The following is a 17,785-nucleotide window of genomic DNA, read 5'->3' on the forward strand; positions in this document are numbered from 1 at the left end:
ACGTCGAGCCACTGCATGCGGGGCGCGAGACAGCGTGTAGCGCGGGAAGCCATGCGAGCCCGCAACCTCGCACGGTCATCCGCGCTGCGCGGCAAACGCCCTCTAATACACGCCTGGCATGCCCGGAGGACGACTCTTGAAGCGCCGATGCACCCAATAATATTGCTCTGGAAACCTACGTATCTGCGTTTCAAGAAACTCGTTGATTCGATGTGCATCGAGCGTGTCACTTTCCGATGGAAAGGCGCCCAGCGGCTCGCAGATGGTGAGCTTGTACCCCTGGTAATCTGGCAGCACTTCGGTGACGAATGGCACAACCCGTGCGCGGGCTAGCCTGGCAAGGCGCGATACCGACGTGAGCGTGCACGCGGGAACGCCAAAGAACGGCACAAAAACGGAGTTGTCTGCGCCATGGTCCATGTCCGCAGCGAGCATGACCGGCTTGCCTGAGCGCAGCAACCCAACGATCTTCCGGGCGCTCGTTGACCGTTCGATCATCTCCGCGCCAAATCTGCCGCGCTGTTGCTTCGCGAGGTCGCACAGGCGTGCGTTTGACATCCGCGTGTACAGCGAAGCGGCTGGCAACTGCGTGGAGTAGAGGATGCAACCCACCTCGATGCTCACAAAGTGAAAGCCCAGAAAGATGGTCGGTGGAGCATCCTTGTCTTCCAGATCGATTCGACTTTCGATGCGAACCAGCTTCAGTAGCGACTCCGCGCTGCCAAACCATTGAATGCCTCGTTCGAAATAGCTTCGAATGACATGGCGAAAGTGGTTTTTCGCAAGCTCATCGTAATCGGCTTCCGACTTGCCCGGAAAGCACAGACGAAGATTGACAAGCACGATATGTTTTCGGGAGCTTGGAAGCGTGTACAGGATCGCACCGAGGGCGCTGCCAAGCCGCGCGACCAAGCCATAGGGAAGGATTGCAAAGAGGCGCAACAGTGCGACGATGGCAGCAAACCCTGAGCGCTCCAGGATAGTTCCCTGCTTGCGAGCGTCGTCGGCTGCAGCTCGGATAGGTTTCGGCATTAATGGCCAATGAAGATTGCGGGAGAAGGTGCCGTGGGCGGCAGAAGGAGCGGAAACGATCGAGATCGCAACGCCATCGTATTGTCTGCGTTCGTGGCGCAGCGATTTCAAACAAGGATCTCACGTGCTACTTTTGACAGGCTAGCTACGTGGGCACCATAGGTGTTTCTCCCCGGTGAGGTCCATTGTACAAGCGATCCATTGCAAGTAGACACGCGATACCGACCTCATTCGCGGTTCGCTTGATCGCGCTTCCCATTTGCGCGGCGGCGCGCTGGAATTCCGTCCGCTCAGGAAGGGAGCAACGCCACGCGATTCCTTCGCCAGGCGTTGAGCGTCGCTATGCAGCGCCCGGGCGAACAAAACCTCGCGGCAATGAACGCTGTGGTCGACACTGAACGGCCCTTCAATTTGGGGGGCAGGACGAATAGAGCGCCCGATCGCTCGCCGCGTTTGGTAGCAATCGGCCGATCACAACGCTATGAATGACGACGAGGAATCCCGACAGCCGCTGTCAAGCGCGCTCTTTGTTTGGCCATGTTCAAACGTGATGAAAACACGCGATCCAGTTTTGAAGGCATCGAACGAGCCGATTGATCAGCGGACTAAAACGCATAGTTTGCGATGAGGCCATAAGTCATCTGCGTTTTTTTCTCCACCACCGGGCTGTTGCCCACGGCGCCCGGCAACCTCGATGCGACGACTCGTGCACCAAGGTTCCAGTGCTTGTCCAGCACGTAACTAGCGCCAGCGGTCACACGCACTGCTGCAACGCCCGCGCCTGGCGTGTATGTGGGTAGGCCAGACCGGGCACTGTCCTCAGCATTGACGCCGAAAAACGTTTGATTGTATTGAGCGCTGCCCCAGGTTATGCCTGGACCGGCTGTCAACGTCAGCGCGCTGATCGGACTGTATTTTCCCAGCAGGTCCAGCGAAGCCGTCGCTCCCTCATGCTTGCCCGCAACATCTTGCGAGACGGCGCCGACGACAGATAGCCATTCGAGGTTGTAGCTCGCAAACAGCGTCGCATGCGCCGTAGCATCGATGTCGGGTAAACCGCGGAGATGATCGTCATCGGACGCTTTCCGGGGTTTCACGAGGTCGTAAGAGAGCGCTATACCTAAACGGAAATGGTTGTCGCGGTACAGAAATGCGCCAAGGCCGAAAGGGACATTCGCGTCTGCGACCGATCCGAAGAAGAAGCGGCCATAGCCAACGCCTACAATCGGCGCGGGCTGAAAGCGGGTCGCGCTTGCGCCTGGATATTTAGGCGTCTCGAACACGCCAAGACCAAGGGAGTACCGCCAACCGTCGTCGGGCACTGCCGCAGCTGTTGACGACACAACGGCCGGCGTCGTGCTGGTCTGTGCGAAGGCAGGGCAGACGGAAAAGATTGCCGTCAAAGCGACCAAACGTCCCATATCTATGGGGCGCTTCGTGTAGAGCATGTGAATCTCCTAAGGCGCTGCGCTGAAGAGCAGGACGTCAAGCTTGCCAATCCGGGAGCGCCCTTCATGTGATGTGCTCTGCCTGAAGAGTCGTGATCATTGCCGGCGAATCGCTCTCGTGTTTCCAGGTTGAGAGATCGACTTCAATGCAGGAAGGGGCGAATTTTGCGCTGGTGAACGTCCAACCGAGGACTCTCAGGTTACGCAGGAGAATCGACGGTATGATGTGCCGTTTGTTTCGGCGCGGAAACAATGTGTCAGCGCCGTAATATTCGCGATGAACGGCTGAAATCAGGCGGCCTTTCGTCCAGGTTAGCATTGGGAAATGACTTATATGCCGCACATCCTCGTGGTTGATGACGAAGAGGACATCAGGTCCTTGCTGACGGGCTTTTTTCGCAAACACGGCCATGAAGTCAGCGTCGCGACAGATGGAGAAAGCCTGTTCGCCACACTCGAAATCCAGCAGATTGATCTTGTCATCCTGGATGTCATGCTGCCGGGAGAGGACGGTTTCAGCCTCTGCCGGCAGTTGCGCGCGAAATCGAAAATCCCCGTCATCATGCTCACCGCGGTCGCAGACCATGTTGACCGGGTGGTGGGGCTCGAGATCGGCGCCGATGATTATCTGGTCAAGCCGTTCGATGCCAGAGAGCTTCTGGCGCGCGTGAAGGCGGTTTTGCGAAGAACCACGCAAACGGACCCTGTGGCAAAGAGCACGGCGACAAGACCCATACTTTCGTTTGCCGGATGGCGACTTGACATCGCCAAACGTGAACTTAGATCGGCAGACAACACGCTGACGATACTTTCGAGCAACGAGTTCGATCTTTTGCTCGTATTCGCAGAGCATCCGCAACGGGTGCTGACGCGCGACCAATTGCTCGACCTGGCTCGCGGCTCAGCGTACGAAGTCTACGACCGGAGCATTGATGTTCAGGTCGCGCGCCTTCGCCGCAAGCTCGACACGGACACCGACGTCGAATCGGTCATTCGAACTGTCCGGGGCGGAGGATATATGTTTACGCCCCAGGTTCGCCGAGGATGAATATCCGGCTGGGTGTCCCAGACACGATCGCATGGCGCATAGCGCTTACCGTTGGTGCGGCCATCATGAGCGTGCTCGCATTCAGCGTGCTCGTTGACCGCTTTGCAGGACCGTCGAGCGCGGAGAGAGCCGAGTTGGTCCGGGCCGACGACGCCATCCGAATGATTGAAGCGGCTCCGGCTGGCAACCGCCAGAATTTGGCAGACGCGATCACGATCGCGGACAAGGCGTTTTGGTATCCGCCCGGGACTTTGGTCGCCCAACAGTTAGCGACCGCTAATCTTCACGCTCTGGATCCGGGAACGATGGCCGGGTTTCGGGACAACGGACACGACCGCCGTACCGTGATTTTTACTGCGGACGATCCGCTGTCCAAGTCGATAGACTTTGATCGGATTGCGCATCCAAACGCCTATTTCATGGCAGTCCAACTGCGCGACAGCAGCTGGGTGCTGTTCATCGCCAACCACCGACGGTGGGGGGATCTACTACCCGCCAGACTTGCGACAACACTGGCGTGCGTCGCGTTGTTGATTCTCGCAGCGTCGATGCTTGCCACCTACTTTCTCGCGAGGCCGATCAGGCAATTCGCCGAAGCGCTTCGTCAGAGAGGGGGCGATCCTCGAGCCGGACCCGTGCGCGAATCGGGTCCAAAGGAATTGCGTTCGGCGATAGCGGCGTTCAACGGGCTCCAGGCGCAACTCCGAAAGTTTGTTGATGACCGGACCCTGATGCTGGCCGCCATCTCGCACGATCTGCGAACGCCTCTTACTAAAATCCGCCTGCGCGGCGAGTTCATCGACGACGAAGAACAGCGGGCTCGTCTCTTTCGTGACGTCGATGATTTGCAGGCGATGGCGGACTCCGCGCTGTCGTTCTTTCGGGACGACTACAAGGACGAAGAAGCGACAGCGTTTGACTTCGCCGGTCTTCTTCGCACTATCGCCGACGACTATAGCGACCACGGAGCGCTGGTCCGATACATCGGTCCGGATCGGCTTGCGATAAGTGGACGACCATTCTCGTTAAGGCGCGCGTGCATGAACCTCGTCGACAACGCCGTGAAATGGGGGGGAAGTGCCGATCTGGAGTTGACTTGTATTCCGGGAGGCGTAGCGCTCACGGTCAATGACCGGGGCCCGGGCATCCCTTCTGAAGCGCTCGAACAGGTATTCAGTCCGTTCTTTCGAGTTGAGCAATCCCGGAACCGTTCTACGGGTGGGATGGGACTTGGCCTGACATCAGCATTGGCCGTCATTCGCGCCCATGCGGGAGATATCGTCCTTAGCAACCGACAGGGCGGCGGCCTGACCGTGTGTGTGACGCTTCCTGTGGCCTCGGATTCTGCCGTTCACCCCTTAGCTGCGAGGGACGGCTCTGAAGTCGGTCTGAGCCCCTCAGGGGTCGATGTGCGTGGTGGCGAACCCGGCTGGCAGAAGCGTCTCCGGTAGTCTGATGGGGTGAGGCCCATGACTTTTCGGAACACGCGACGAAACCCTCCGACGTCACCGTAGCCGAGACTCCACGAAATTTCCTCGATGCTCACCTGAGAAAATTCCAGCATTTCGCGCGCTCGGGTAATCCGCAGCCTCTGCTGATACACGCTTGGCTTCATCCCTGTGGCCGCTACAAAGCGACGCAGAAATGTGCGGGGTTCAAGATCGGCATATCGTGCAATGTCCGCAACGCTGACCGCACTCTCGCGTTGCGTAAGGAGCCATTGCTGAGCCTTCAAAATGGTTCTATCGCCATGTTTCGTTCGCGGATCGAATTCACTATAAAAGCGTTGCTCGCGCCCAGGCGGGTCGACGTTCATGAAACGTGCTGTTTCCAGCATGACTGAGGTGCCCAGAAACCTCTCGGTGAGCCGTAGCCCAAGGTCTGCCCACGCGAGTACGCCGCCAGCGGTGACAACGTCTCCATAGTCAATGATCATGTGATCGGTTTCGGTAAGCACATCAGGAAATTGCATGGCGAACCGTTCGCTGAATGACCAATGTGTCGTGGCCTGCCGGCCGCGTAAAAGACCTGTTCTCGCCAGGATAAAGACACCACCGCATACCGCAGCGAGGACCACGCCTTCGGCATGGTGATCCCGAAGCCAGCGCAGCAGCGGGCTATCCTTTTCGGTCTTCGCGGGGGCTTGCACGTTCCCGGGGATCACGACCAGCGACAATGCGTGCGGTGAACCAGGACAACTGTCATATGCACAACGCACCTCGGCCGTGCAATCGTCCACTCGCCAGTGCGTAATTCGCACAGGTGGCCGTGCGTCGCCGTTTCGTCGTTTCGCCGCGAACTCGCCCGCGTACGTGAACAAATCAGTCAGGCCGTAGATACCCGCGTTCGAAGAACCCGTGTCGCAAGCGAGTCCAATCTCGAACCGCGGGGACGAAGCTAGTGCCGTTTTTGCCATGTTTTTTGTCACATTCGTCCGTTGTGATGTTCGGCCGCACTGAATACTCTGACACTAGCAGACCCATTTCGACTGAAACCGGGGCAAGTACGGCCGGGGAGCCGGTGTGCCCAGGTGCTAAACGGTCAGTTCGTTGAGCTCCCAACTGTCGGATCAATGCGGAATACCGGTTTCCGGAAGTTACGTCTGCGCTCGTGGAACATTCATCCCTTGTTAGAACCGCCCAAAAAGGATACGAGATGAAAGCGAACCCTGGAAGTGCATACATCACCACCGCAGACGGAACCCAGATTTTCTACAAGGACTGGGGCACCGGCGAACCACTGGTCTTTCATCATGGCTGGCCCCTTTCCGCTGACGATTGGGATGCCCAATTAATGTTTTTCCTGGATCAAGGGTATCGGGTCATCGCTCATGACCGCCGCGGCCACGGGCGCTCTACCCAGACTGTGAGCGGTCATGATATGGACACCTACGCTGCCGATGTCGCCGAACTCGTCAAGGTACTTGATCTGAAGAATGCGGTGCACATCGGTCATTCCACGGGTGGCGGCGAAGTGACTCGTTATGTCGCCCGGCATGGCACTGGCAACGGACGCGTGGCGAAGGCGGTACTCATTAGCGCAATTCCGCCGCTCTTCATGAGGTCAGAAAAAAACCCCGAAGGCGTTCCCAGGGAGGTCGTCGACGAGATCCGCAACGGCACCGCGAATCACCGCGCCCAGTTTTACAAGGACATCACGATTCCGTTCTACGGCTTCAACCGCCCTGGCGCAACGGTCTCAGAAGGCATTCGGGAGAACTGGTGGCGGCAGGGCATGATGGGCGGCATCAAGGCCCAATACGATTGCATCAAGGTGCTTTCGGAAACGGAGTTCTACGACGATCTGGCGATGATAGACGTCCCAGTGCTGGTGATGCACGGCGAGGACGATCAGATCTGCCCCTTCGCGACGACGGGGGCGAAATCGGTCAAGCTGCTCAAGCACGGGACGCTCAAGTCATACCCAGGATTGCCGCACGGCATGCCCACCACGCATGCGGAGCAGATCAACTCGGACCTGCTGGCGTTCATCAAGGCTTGAGCGGTGTGATATGACGAGCGACGCCGGGGCTCTCGCCCAGGCGTCCTAGCTAACGAACGGCAGCTTTTCATCGCGCGCAGTCGCGAGCATTGACAGCGTGATCTTGCGCACCTCCAGCTTGCTTTGCGTGATGTGAGCGCGCAGCAGGATGCTCGCTTCGGCAAACTTCCTGCGATCGATGAGGTTGAGCATCGTCGAGTGCTCGTCGTAAGTCGCGCTCGTGCGATGCGCCTTGAGAAAATCGAGCCGTCGCACGATACGGATACGTTCGGTTACCTCGTTATGCACACGCAGCATTTCGTCATTGCCCGCTGCGCTCACGAGGCCGCGATGAAAGCCCTCGTCCAGCACGAACATCGCGGCAGGATCGCTTTTGCGCTCGCCTTCCTCGACGCACCACACGGCCCGCAGCGCGTCCATGGCGTTGTGGGGGACAGCGGAGAGCCGCTCGATCGCCGCCAGCTCGAGTACGATGCGCAGGTCGTAGAGCTGGTCGAGCCGGTTGAAGTCAATGTCGCAGACTTTCCAGCCGCGCCGGAATCCCACCTCGAGATACCCTTCGCGCAGCAGGCGGAACAGCGCATCGCGCACCGGTGTGCGCGACACGCCGTAGTGCTGGGCGATGTCGTTTTCGGAAAAGCGGTCACCCGGAAACAGGCGAAAGTTGAAGATGTCCTGCTTGATCAGCTGATACACCTGTTCCGCAAGCGGGTTCGCGCTATAGACCACCTTCGCGCCAGATGCTGTGGAGGCCTCGGCGGCCGCTTCGGGCAAGTCGTTCATGAGTCGGGTGTAGAAAACGTCGAAAGTGTTGCGGCGCGTCTGTCTGTGTAACGGCGGGCGACGAAGGCCGGTTCGTTATTCTGCGCGCTCATCTGCGTCTAAGCGGGCTCGACGAGGCTGACGTGCGCCGCCACGATCGTCCAGCCGCCGAAATCATCGTCCGGTTTGTGCAGACGCGCCCAGGTCTGCATCTGGCGGCCCGTCAATGGCGTCGCGTCGCTCGTGAACTCGGTGCTCACCGTCGCATAGTCGGCGCCGAACGTCGTCACGACGGTGCGATGCAGGCGTCTTGAGCGTGGCACGGGCACACAGGTCCGCCGCCAGCGGCGGATCGCCTCGCCGCCATGCTGGATTTCGGCGATGCCGTAGCGCACGGTCTCCGGTGCGTCCCAGAAGAGTGCGTTCATCGTTTCGATGTCGTTGTCGATAAGCGCGCCCTCGTATGCCTCGAAAGCCGCTTCCACCTGCGCAACGATTTCGGGTCGGTTCAGTTCCAGCGTCATCGGGCGGCCTCCAGCAGGGCGTCGAGCGGGGCGGTCCAACCGATGATACCGCCCTGCGAATGAATCATCGCAATCGTGGCCTCGCGAAACGCGGGAATGTAGCTCGCCGTCGCATCTTCGATCAGCAGGCACTCATAGCCTCGATCGTTGGCTTCGCGCATTGAGGTTTGTACGCAGACCTCCGTCGTCACGCCCGCGAACACGAGGTGCGTGATGTCTCGCATCGCCAGCTCCTCGCCAAGGCGCGTGGCGCAGAAAGCACCTTTGCCGGGTTTGTCGATGACGAGTTCGCCGTCGATCGGGGCGAGCGCGTCGATGATCGCATTGCCGGGTTCGCCACGAATGAGGATGCGGCCCATCGGTCCTTCGTCGCCGATACGCGCATTCGGCGTGCCGCGCAAAAGTTTGGCCGGTGGGCAATCGGAAAGGTCGGGCGCGTGCGATTCACGCGTGTGCACGACCTGCCAGCCCGCTGAACGGGCGTGGGCGAGCAGCCGCGCGACCGTCGGCACGATGCCGGAAAGCAGCGACACGTCGTTGCCGAGCGCCTCGCCAAAGCCACCCGGCTCGATGAAGTCGCGTTGCATGTCGATGACGATGAGTGCCGTGTGACGCGCATCGAACGTGAACGGCGCGGGCTTTGCGCGGACGATGGTTGTCATCGTTTTCCTTTTGGGTTGTCGTTCAAGCATGACTCAGGCGCTTGCGTGCAGCATGGCAGTCTCGGCTGCCTGCGGCTTGCCTTCATCGCCATGACCTGCCATGTGACGCCCGAGCACCACGCGGTCCGCAACGCTTGCCACCGTCTCGTACACGAGGCGGCCTTCGGCCATCACGACGATACGGTCAGCGAGTTCCAGCAGTTCGTCGAGGTCTTCGCTCACGAGCAGGACAGCCGCGCCGGCATTGCGTGCCGCGAGAATACGGGCGTGAATATCCGCCACAGAGGCAAAGTCGAGTCCGAAGACCGGATTCGCAACGATCAGGACGTTCACCTCCTGACCTAGCTCGCGTGCCAGTACGGCACGCTGTACATTGCCGCCGGAAAGCGTGCCGATGGTGCGCTCGGGCAGCGGCGGGCGCACGTTGAATTCGGCGATCAGACGCTCGGCGCTTGCGCGCATGGCGCGCCGGTCAAGCCACCATCCCCGGCGCCGCAACGGTGCGCGATCGAAATCGCGAAGGGCCATGTTCTCCGCCACGCTCATCCCCGCGACGCAGGCATTGCGCAGCGGCTCCTCGGGAAGGGCGGACACCCTCAGGCGGGTCATTGCTTCGCGCGTCGCGGCGTAGGGCGCGCCCTCTACGAGCATCTCACCCGACTCGACCTTGCGCTGGCCAACGAGCGCTTCGATCAGTTCCTTCTGGCCGTTGCCGGAGACGCCTGCGAGCCCGAGGATTTCTCCCGCCCGGATCGAAATCGAGGCTTCCCGTACGGCGGCGTGCCCTCGGTCGTCGACGACCGAAAGGCCCGATAGCGCGAGCCGGACCGGCGCGTCAGGCGCGTGCGTGCGGCGCGCAAGCCGCGCCTCGCCAGCGTCTTCGGCAGCACCCTCACGCGCTTCGAGGCTCGCGTCGCTGCCCATCATCCACGCGGCTAGCTGGTCGCGGTCGGTGTCGGCAACGGCGCAGGAAGCGACGAAGCGCCCCTTGCGCAGCACGGTCACGTCGTCTGCATAGGCCATCACTTCGCGGAACTTGTGCGTGATCATCAATACCGTGAGGTCTCCACGCGAGGCAAGCGTGCGCATCAGGCCGAGCACTTCGTCGGCTTCCTGAGGGGTGAGCACGGACGTCGGCTCGTCGAGGATCAGGAAGCGTTGTTGCAGATACAGCTGCTTGAGGATTTCGAGCTTCTGTTTCTCTCCGGCCGCGAGCGACGACACCGGCGCACCGGGATCGAGGCGAAAGGGCATGCGGCTCATGAACGCGTCGAGCGCGGTGCGCTCCGCCGCCCAGTCGATCTTCCACGGCAGCTTGCCGCGCGCGAGGAGCAGGTTCTCCTCGACGGTCAGCCCGTCCGCCAGTGTGAAATGCTGATAGACCATGCCGATGCCGAGCGCCTGGGCATCGCGTGGGGACGTAATGTGCACTTCGCGCTCGTCGGCGAGCATCGCGCCGTGATCGAGCACGCCATAGCCCACGAGCCCTTTCACGAGCGTGCTCTTGCCCGCGCCGTTTTCCCCGAGCAGGGCGTGGACGGTTCCGGGCGCCACCTTGATCGTGACGTCGTCGAGTGCGCGGAATGCGCCGAATGACTTGCTTGCGCCGATCACTTCGACGCCGAGCGCGCGCGTCGTGGTCGCCATGATCAGCGCTCCAGGGCGGCAACAAGCGCCGCCGAATCGGACACGGTGCCGAACACGCCGCCCTGCATCAGGACCATGTTGAGCGCCGCGTCGTGGTTGCCTTTGTCGGTCGCGCCGCAGCAGTCCGCGAGCACGGTGCATTCGAAACCGCGGTCATTCGCCTCGCGCATGGTCGTGTGGACGCACACGTCGGTCGTGATGCCGGTGAGCACGAGGTTGGCAATGCCGCGCGTGCGCAGGATCAGCTCCAGGTCCGTTGCGCAGAACGAGCCCTTGCCGGGCTTGTCGATGATGATTTCGCCGGGTAGCGGCGCTAGCTCGTCGATGATCTCCCAGCCCGGCTCGCCGCGCACGAGAATGCGGCCGCATGGTCCGGCGTCGCCGATGCCGATGCCATTCGTGCCCGCCTGGCGGCTGCGCCAGCGCTTGTTCGCGGGCAGATCGGACAGGTCCGGGCGATGCCCCTCGCGCGTGTGGATGATCGTGAAGCCAAGTTCGCGCATGAGGCCCAAGACCCGCTTGATCGGCTCGATCGGGGCGCGGGTCAGCGAGAGGTCGTAGCCCATCTTGTCGACGTAACCGCCGTAGCCGCAGAAGTCGGTCTGCATGTCGATGATGACGAGCGCCGTGTTGTCGGGGCGCAGGTCGCCGTTGTAAGGCCACGGGTAAGGACGGGCTTCGATATAGTGAGTCATTTTCGTTCTCCCGGACGTGCGCTTTCAGGCGCACGCGATTCTGGATTCGTTTCGGCGGGTCAGGTCGCGTTCACGTTCAAGCTCAGCGCGTGAGGCTCAGTTCGCCAGGTGCGCCCGCGAGCGTGCGGTCCGGGCGGCAGTTGACGATCATGAGCGCGAGCGTCAGCACGTAAGGCGCGGCGTTGAAGAGGTAGTAGCCGCTCGTCACACCGATCGCCTGCAGGGCTGGGCCGAGCGCCCCGGCGGCGCCGAACAGCAGCGCAGCCCAGAGACACCGCAGCGGCTGCCAGCGCGCGAAGATCACGAGCGCGACGGCCATGAGGCCCTGGCCGCTCGACAGTCCCTCGTTCCAGCTGCCGGGATAGACGAGCGAGAGATAGGCTCCGCCCACGCCCGCGAAGAGGCCGCCCACCGCCGTCGCCAGGACGCGCACGCGCGTGACCGGGTAGCCCATGGCACGGGCGCTCTCGGCGTTCTCGCCCACGAGCCGCAGCGTCATGCCCCAGCGCATCGAGCGCAGGCCCCATTGCAGGGCGACGGCAAGCACGACGCCAATCACGAAGAGCAGGTTGATGTGCAGCGCGTTGTGCACCTGCGGCGAGGCAGCCCACGCGCCGAGATCGATCGACGGGAGCATCGGCGCCTGCGGCTCGATGAACGGCTTGCCGAGATAGAACGCGAGGCCGGTGCCGAACAGCATGAGCGCGATGCCGAATGCGATATCGGAAACACGCGGCAGCGAGCAGACGAGACCGTGCAGGCAGCCGAGCACGAGACCGGCCGCCGCCGCCGCGAGCACGCCGATCCAAGGCGACCCCGAAAGATAGGAACCCGCGTACCCGCACATCGCGCCGGAGACGAGAATCCCTTCGAGGCCGAGATTCACGCGGCCTCCCTTTTCGGTGAGGCACTCGCCGAGGCTCACGAACAGATAGGGCGTGCTCACGCGGATGGCACCCGCGAAGAGCGAAAGCAGCAGCACCGCCACGGGAGAATGAAGGTCAGACATGGTGAGTACGCTCCAGCGGAACGGAAGAGGCGTCGAGTCCCGCTGCCTGGAGCTTGACGCGCCAGGCCGCGAGGCGAGGAGCAAGTGCCTCCCAGGCGAGAAGGTTCGCGAAAAGCAGGCCCTGCAGCACGAGCGTGGCGGCGTCGGGCAGGTCGAGGCGGCGTTGCAGCAGACTGCCGCTCGCCTCGATGCCGCCGACCATCAGCGCGCAGACGATCACGGCGAACGGATTCTGGCGAGCCGCGAACGCGACCAGGATGCCTGCATAGCCGTAGCCAGAGAGCAGCGACGCATTCGCGCTGCCCTGTACGGCCGCAACTTCAAACATCCCGGCAAGTCCCGCCGATGCCCCGCCCAGCGCGCAGGCGGCGAGCGCGAGCCCACCCACAGGCAGACCGACGAGGCGCGCCGCCCGCACGTTGCCGCCCGTCACGCGCATGGCAAAGCCGAGCGTGCTGTGACGCACGAGCACCCAGGCGGCGAGACACACGAGCGCGCCCCAGAAGAGCCCCCAGTGCACGTCGAGACCCGGCAGCGAGCCGATGGCCATGGCGTCGGGGATGGGAAGCGTCGACGGCTTGTTGAGGCTGGCGGGATCGCGCAACGGGCCTTCGACCAGAAACTTGAAAACGGCGATGGCGATATACGACATCAGCAGGCTGCTGATGGTCTCATTGACGCCGCGCCATTGACGCATCGCGCCCACCGCACTGATCCACAGGCCGCCCGCGAGCATGCCGGCGATCGCCATCACGGGCGTGGCAATGAACCAGGGCGTCGCGTGCGGCAGGCATTGCGGCACGACGGCCGCAGCGAGCCCGCCGAGCGCGAGTGCACCTTCGCCGCCAATCACGATCAGGCCGACCTGGGCGGGCAGCGCGACGCATAGCGCGGTCAGCATGAGCGGTGCGGCGCGCAGCAAGGTGTTCTGCCAAGCGAAGGACGAGCCGAAAGCGCCCTGGCCAATGAGGCCGAGGGCCTCGATGGCCGGCTGTCCCTGGGCGAGCAGAAACGCGCCGAACAGCACCAGCGTAGCTGCGATTGCGCACAACGTCGGCAACGCGGGCAATACGGCAAGCAGCAGGCGCGCGACGCCTGCTGGCAGTCTTCGCGGCTGCCCGTGAGCGGGAGAGAGGGAAACGGACATCACAACTCCTCGTGAGGACGCAAGCATTCCTCAGATCTGGCCAACCACACCAGCAACCAGATAGTTCATGCTCTCGAGCGCGATATCGGTCTGCGCGTAACTCGTGCCGGACGCAATGGCGCTGCCGCCCGTGTTGTCCTTCATCGGCCCTTTGAAGATCACGTAGTCGCCCGCGACCATCTTCGCCTTGACAGCATCGGCACTGGTGCGCGCGTCCGGTGTCACCTTCACGCCATAGGGCGACATCTTCACGAAGCCTTCGCGCAGGCCGCCACGAAGGATGTTGGGCTGCGGCTTGGCCGTCTGCGCGTTGGTGACGAGCAGCTTGTAGGGCGTGGCCCAGTCCCATTCGGCACCGGTCAGATAGCCCTTCGGCGCCAGCGCCGCCTGGCTTGCGTGGTAACCGCAGCTCATGGCGCCGCGTTTCTCGGCCGTCTCGATCACGACTTTCGGCCCATCCACGTGGCACGTGAGGACATCGCAACCCTGATCGACGAGGCTGTTCGCGGCTTCCGCCTCCTTCACCGGCATGGACCAGTCGCCCGTGAAGATCACATGCGTGGTGATCGACGGGTCGACCGATTGCGCGCCCAGCGTAAACGAGTTGATGTTGCGAAGCACCTGCGGAATCGGCTTGGCCGCGACGAAGCCGAGCTTCTTCGTCTTGCTCGCATGGCCCGCCACGACGCCGTTCAGGTACTGGCATTCATCGATGTAGCCGAAATAGCTCGAGATGTTGGCCGGATTGCCGCTCTTCCAGAGGCCGCCGCAGTGTGCGAAGCGAACCTTCGGGTATTTCGCGGCCATCTTCAGCACATGCGGATCAAAGTAGCCGAACGAGGTCGCGAAGATCAGCGTTGCGCCGTCCTGTTCGATCATCGCCTCCATCGTCTTTTGCGCGGCGACGGTCTCGGGCACGTTCTCCTCCTCGACGACCTTCACGCTCGGCAGTTTCTTGATGACGGCTGCGGCCTGCGCCTGGGCCTGGTTGTAGCCGTAGTCGCCGCGCGAGCCGACATAGATCACACCGACCGTGAGCGGTTCGGCACCGAAGACGAGGTCGAACGGGAAGGCGCTGCCGAGGGTGAGGGCGCTGGCACCCTTGAGAAAATCGCGTCGGTTGGACATGGCTGGACTCCTCATGAATTGAATTCGTTAAAATTAGGCATACATATCAAACTTGATTTTGTGCCTCGACCGCGGTGGCAAGCCACGCGCGCCAGCCACCGAATTCGGTGATGTCGCGTGCGCCGCTTCCCGGCCCGACCGCCGCAGGCTCGCAAATGAAGCCCTTGACGATCAACCCGTCCGTTGTCTGCACGCTGCCGATGCCAAGCGGTGCCGGCACCCGTGCAACAAAGGCGCCGAAGCTGCGCAGTGGCACTTCCCAGAGTTCGATCTCGATGGGCTGACCCGCCTCATTCGGCGTGCGAACTAACGCCGGTTTGGCCGGCGTCGTGCCCGCGAGCGCATAGAGCCGGTACTGTTGCGAGGTGCGGGTTGTCTGGACGAACCGCGCGCCAGCCTCGAGCAGTTGCCAGCAGAGGGGCTGCCCACGCAGATGAGCGCCGACCACGGCGAGCGTCACCGTCGGCTCCTCGAAGGGCAGCGGTCTCGCAGCGATGCTGGCGTCGTCGTCGGGTGTCGCGTGCGCCATGAAGAGCGCCTGGATCCTGGCGCCGAGTGCGGCGAGCCGCTGGTCCGCCCCCGCCGGTGCGATCAGCGTCACGCCTGCGGGCAGACCGTCCACCCGGCGCACACCCGGCACGGCGAGCGCGCAAAGGTCGAGCAGATTCACGAAGTTGGTGTACACGCCAAGCTGACTGTTCGCGCCGACCGGGTCCGCGTGCACGTCGTCAAAGGTTGGATGGGTGGGCGTGGTCGGCACGATGAGGACATCGATCTCCTCGAACATCGCTTCGACTTCACGGCGTAACGCGGCGAGTGCGTACTGGCCATTGAACGCATCGACGGCGCTGTAGTTGTCGGCTTTCGCAATGACCTCGGCGACAACGGGATCGATATCGGCGCGATGGGCCTCGAAGAACGAACCGAGCGCCGCACGCCGCTCCGCCACCCAGGGGCCGTCGTAGAGCAGCGCCGCGGTGCGCTGCATCGGTTCGAACGGCACGTGTACCGGCGTCAGCTCAAGGCGCGTGGCAATCGTGTCGAGCGTGGCGGCAAAGGCCTGCTGCGCCTGCGTGTCCCCGAAGAATGTCAACGGCTCTGGCACAGCGAGGCGCAGCGCTGCGTGGGTCAGCCCAAGTGATGGTACGCGGCGCGCGTAGCCATCTTTCCCGTCGTACTTTGCCATCTGCAACAGGATTTCCCACGCGTCGCCGACGTCGTGCGCGAAGATCGATATACAGTCGAGGCTCAGGCACGCCGGCACCACGCCGCGCTTGCTGACGAGGCCCGGCGTTGGCTTGAGACCCACGAGTTCGTTGAAGCCGGCGGGAACACGTCCGGAACCTGCCGTGTCCGTGCCGAGTGAAAACGCGACGAGCCCGGCTGCAACCGCGACCGCCGAACCCGAACTCGATCCGCCCGAGACGTATGCATCGGATTCGAACTGGCGCACGCCGCCAAAGGGCGAGCGTGTGCCGACGAGGCCCGTCGCGAACTGGTCGAGATTCGTCTTGCCGACGAGGATGGCGCCCGCATCGAGCAGCCGCTCGATTGCAAAGGCCGACGTGCGGGGCGTATAGGCGAAGGCGGCGCAGGCAGCAGTGGTTGGCATGCCGGCGACGTCGATGTTGTCCTTCACGGCGAACGGTACGCCAAAAAGTGGCATCCGCTCGAAGACAGCCGCGCCGAGGCGTGCGTACGCTTCTTCGAGTTCGGCAACGCGGGTTGCGAGGTCGCCCTCACTCACGCGCGACAACCAGACTTCCGGGCGAGCGGAGGCCGCGATACGGGCGATCAACGTCTCGACGACCTGGCGAGGCGTTGTGCTTTTGCGGGCATAGGAGTCGAGCAGGGCACGAACTCTGAAACGGGCGTCTTTAGACATGAGTCCAATCTTGAATACAAGTTTGGACTCAAGCTAGCAGCAACTGTGCCATCGACCCGCTGGTTGCCGGAGGCGCTTGCAGGACAAGGGGTTCAGGGGGAGTGGACGCCGGGCAGGGTTTGTCTCCTCATCCAGCCCTGATCCGGAATGGGTCGCAAATGTGCCCGCGCTGGTGCACGCATCCCGCAGATCGTGCAGGACCTTGCAGAGAGCCTTCGGTCGTTGCCCCTGCATCAGCCCGGTTGGGCGCCGAGTCCACGCATATCGCCATGAAGCTCACACAGAGACGACAAAGTTTCCTGACTTTTTATGATTTGCCGTCGGTGTAACTCTCTCGCGGAGGATAAACACCGGCGAGGCGGGCGATCAGGATCGCGACGAACAAGCTGCCGGTGATCTGTTCCACCATGCACATGCCGCGTGCCGGGCGCGTAAGTGGCGTGATGTCGCCGAAGCCTGTGCTCGTGAGGACGGTTATGCTGAAGTAAAGCGCGTCGGCATAAACGAGCCGACCCGGCTGCCCGACGATCATGTACGACTGAGGATAGAAGAATCCGACGATTGCGTAGATATACGCCCAGAGGTCACCGATCAACAGATATGCCGCCGCGGCGCCAAACAGCTTGTCCGCCGTCATGATCCTCGGTTGGAAAACGTAGCGGAGAAGATACGCAACAGTGATGAAGTAGAGTGAGGCGCTGAACATCCAGGATATAGCAAGGCTCGTCTCGTCGTCGTGCCACAGGCCGAGGTACTGGAACCACATGGCCGGAATGGCAAGTAACAGCACGATCACGAACGGCAGGGTCGTACGGCCGACCGCTGCCACGGTCGCTATTACAAGGAACATATTGACGACGTTCAGGATGAGGCGGCCGCTGTCGCTCGGGGGGACAAACGATACCGCGCCGATGAGCGTGACCAGCACGACAAACAGCCAGAAACAGCGCTGGTAGAAAATGCGCGACAGCGCTTCGCGCGTGGTGCGGATGGCCATGGCGATCTCTCCCCTGGTTCGCGTATATCGCGGCCACATCGGCCGGGCCGCGTTTGACCGGAGTATAGGCGGTAGCACATCCACCCGGACCCGAGGAACTGTGGCGACGGCGGCACTCCAGGCCGATCTGGACGATGCGAATTAAGCGAACACTGGCGACGCCCTGACGCATACAAATTCCTTACATTACAATATATAGTTGACTTGTCAACTTAATAGGCGGACGGGGCGTCTGGATTGCCCGCAGCATCCCGCTATCGGTGTTACCGCTGTTTTCCTTCGAGTCTGCCCGGATTTGTT

16 protein-coding genes are annotated in these 17,785 nt (G+C 62.1%); 3 read left to right on the plus strand and 13 right to left on the minus strand.

Annotated elements, in window-relative coordinates; translation table 11 throughout:
- Nucleotides 1-102 precede the first annotated feature (102 nt).
- Both L0U83_RS24855 and L0U83_RS24860 read right to left on the minus strand, forming a co-directional pair.
- The gene (locus L0U83_RS24855) at nucleotides 103-981 is read right to left on the minus strand and encodes a lipid A biosynthesis lauroyl acyltransferase (protein WP_373321135.1); all 879 of its coding nucleotides are present in this window, start codon (nucleotides 979-981) and stop codon (nucleotides 103-105) included.
- Between the two features lie 656 nt (nucleotides 982-1,637).
- Entirely contained in the window at nucleotides 1,638-2,480 is an 843-nt protein-coding gene (locus L0U83_RS24860; protein ID WP_233886839.1) for a MipA/OmpV family protein, read from the minus strand.
- A 334-nt stretch (nucleotides 2,481-2,814) separates the two neighbouring features.
- Here L0U83_RS24860 and L0U83_RS24865 point away from each other — a divergent pair, with 334 nt between their 5' ends.
- Entirely contained in the window at nucleotides 2,815-3,528 is a 714-nt protein-coding gene (locus L0U83_RS24865) for a response regulator (RefSeq protein ID WP_308445072.1), read from the plus strand.
- A 65-nt stretch (nucleotides 3,529-3,593) separates the two neighbouring features.
- A complete protein-coding gene (locus L0U83_RS24870) occupies nucleotides 3,594-4,979 on the plus strand; it encodes a sensor histidine kinase (RefSeq protein ID WP_233886841.1) in 1,386 nt (461 codons plus the stop codon).
- Here the strand turns inward: L0U83_RS24870 and L0U83_RS24875 are convergent.
- A complete protein-coding gene (locus L0U83_RS24875; protein ID WP_233886842.1) occupies nucleotides 4,880-5,944 on the minus strand; it encodes a GlxA family transcriptional regulator in 1,065 nt (354 codons plus the stop codon). The two genes, L0U83_RS24870 and L0U83_RS24875, sit on opposite strands and share 100 nt — an antisense overlap.
- A 239-nt stretch (nucleotides 5,945-6,183) precedes the next feature.
- On the opposite strand from L0U83_RS24875, the gene L0U83_RS24880 reads away from it, so the two are divergent.
- Nucleotides 6,184-7,029: an alpha/beta fold hydrolase gene (locus L0U83_RS24880; RefSeq protein ID WP_233886843.1), complete on the plus strand. Its 846-nt coding sequence runs from the start codon at nucleotides 6,184-6,186 to the stop codon at nucleotides 7,027-7,029.
- Between the two features lie 45 nt (nucleotides 7,030-7,074).
- On the opposite strand, the gene L0U83_RS24885 is transcribed toward L0U83_RS24880, so the two are convergent.
- From L0U83_RS24885 to L0U83_RS24930, 10 genes are all read right to left on the minus strand, one after another.
- Nucleotides 7,075-7,812 (minus strand): GntR family transcriptional regulator, encoded by a 738-nt coding sequence (locus tag L0U83_RS24885; RefSeq protein WP_233886844.1) that lies wholly within the window; start codon nucleotides 7,810-7,812, stop codon nucleotides 7,075-7,077.
- Between the two features lie 98 nt (nucleotides 7,813-7,910).
- Entirely contained in the window at nucleotides 7,911-8,315 is a 405-nt protein-coding gene (hpxZ, locus tag L0U83_RS24890) for an oxalurate catabolism protein HpxZ (protein WP_233886845.1), read from the minus strand.
- Nucleotides 8,312-8,977: a cysteine hydrolase family protein gene (locus tag L0U83_RS24895; RefSeq protein WP_233886846.1), complete on the minus strand. Its 666-nt coding sequence runs from the start codon at nucleotides 8,975-8,977 to the stop codon at nucleotides 8,312-8,314. Before L0U83_RS24895 ends, hpxZ begins: the two co-directional genes overlap by 4 nt.
- A gap of 33 nt (nucleotides 8,978-9,010) precedes the next feature.
- Nucleotides 9,011-10,624 (minus strand): ABC transporter ATP-binding protein, encoded by a 1,614-nt coding sequence (locus tag L0U83_RS24900; protein WP_233886847.1) that lies wholly within the window; start codon nucleotides 10,622-10,624, stop codon nucleotides 9,011-9,013.
- Nucleotides 10,625-10,626: 2 nt separating this feature from the next.
- Nucleotides 10,627-11,319 (minus strand): biuret amidohydrolase, encoded by a 693-nt coding sequence (biuH, locus tag L0U83_RS24905; protein WP_233886848.1) that lies wholly within the window; start codon nucleotides 11,317-11,319, stop codon nucleotides 10,627-10,629.
- Nucleotides 11,320-11,401: 82 nt separating this feature from the next.
- A complete protein-coding gene (locus L0U83_RS24910; protein WP_233886849.1) occupies nucleotides 11,402-12,328 on the minus strand; it encodes an ABC transporter permease in 927 nt (308 codons plus the stop codon).
- Entirely contained in the window at nucleotides 12,321-13,475 is a 1,155-nt protein-coding gene (locus L0U83_RS24915; protein ID WP_233886850.1) for an ABC transporter permease, read from the minus strand. Before L0U83_RS24915 ends, L0U83_RS24910 begins: the two co-directional genes overlap by 8 nt.
- A gap of 30 nt (nucleotides 13,476-13,505) precedes the next feature.
- On the minus strand, nucleotides 13,506-14,603 hold the full coding sequence (locus L0U83_RS24920; protein ID WP_233886851.1) for a BMP family ABC transporter substrate-binding protein: 1,098 nt from the start codon (nucleotides 14,601-14,603) through the stop codon (nucleotides 13,506-13,508).
- A gap of 46 nt (nucleotides 14,604-14,649) precedes the next feature.
- Nucleotides 14,650-16,488, minus strand: a complete 1,839-nt coding sequence (gene atzF, locus L0U83_RS24925) for an allophanate hydrolase (protein WP_233886852.1) — start codon at nucleotides 16,486-16,488, stop codon at nucleotides 14,650-14,652.
- A 307-nt stretch (nucleotides 16,489-16,795) separates the two neighbouring features.
- Nucleotides 16,796-17,485 (minus strand): potassium channel family protein, encoded by a 690-nt coding sequence (locus tag L0U83_RS24930; protein ID WP_233886853.1) that lies wholly within the window; start codon nucleotides 17,483-17,485, stop codon nucleotides 16,796-16,798.
- Between the last annotated feature and the right edge of the window lie 300 nt (nucleotides 17,486-17,785).

Source organism: Paraburkholderia flagellata (assembly GCF_021390645.1).
Taxonomy (GTDB): Bacteria; Pseudomonadota; Gammaproteobacteria; order Burkholderiales; family Burkholderiaceae; genus Paraburkholderia; species Paraburkholderia flagellata.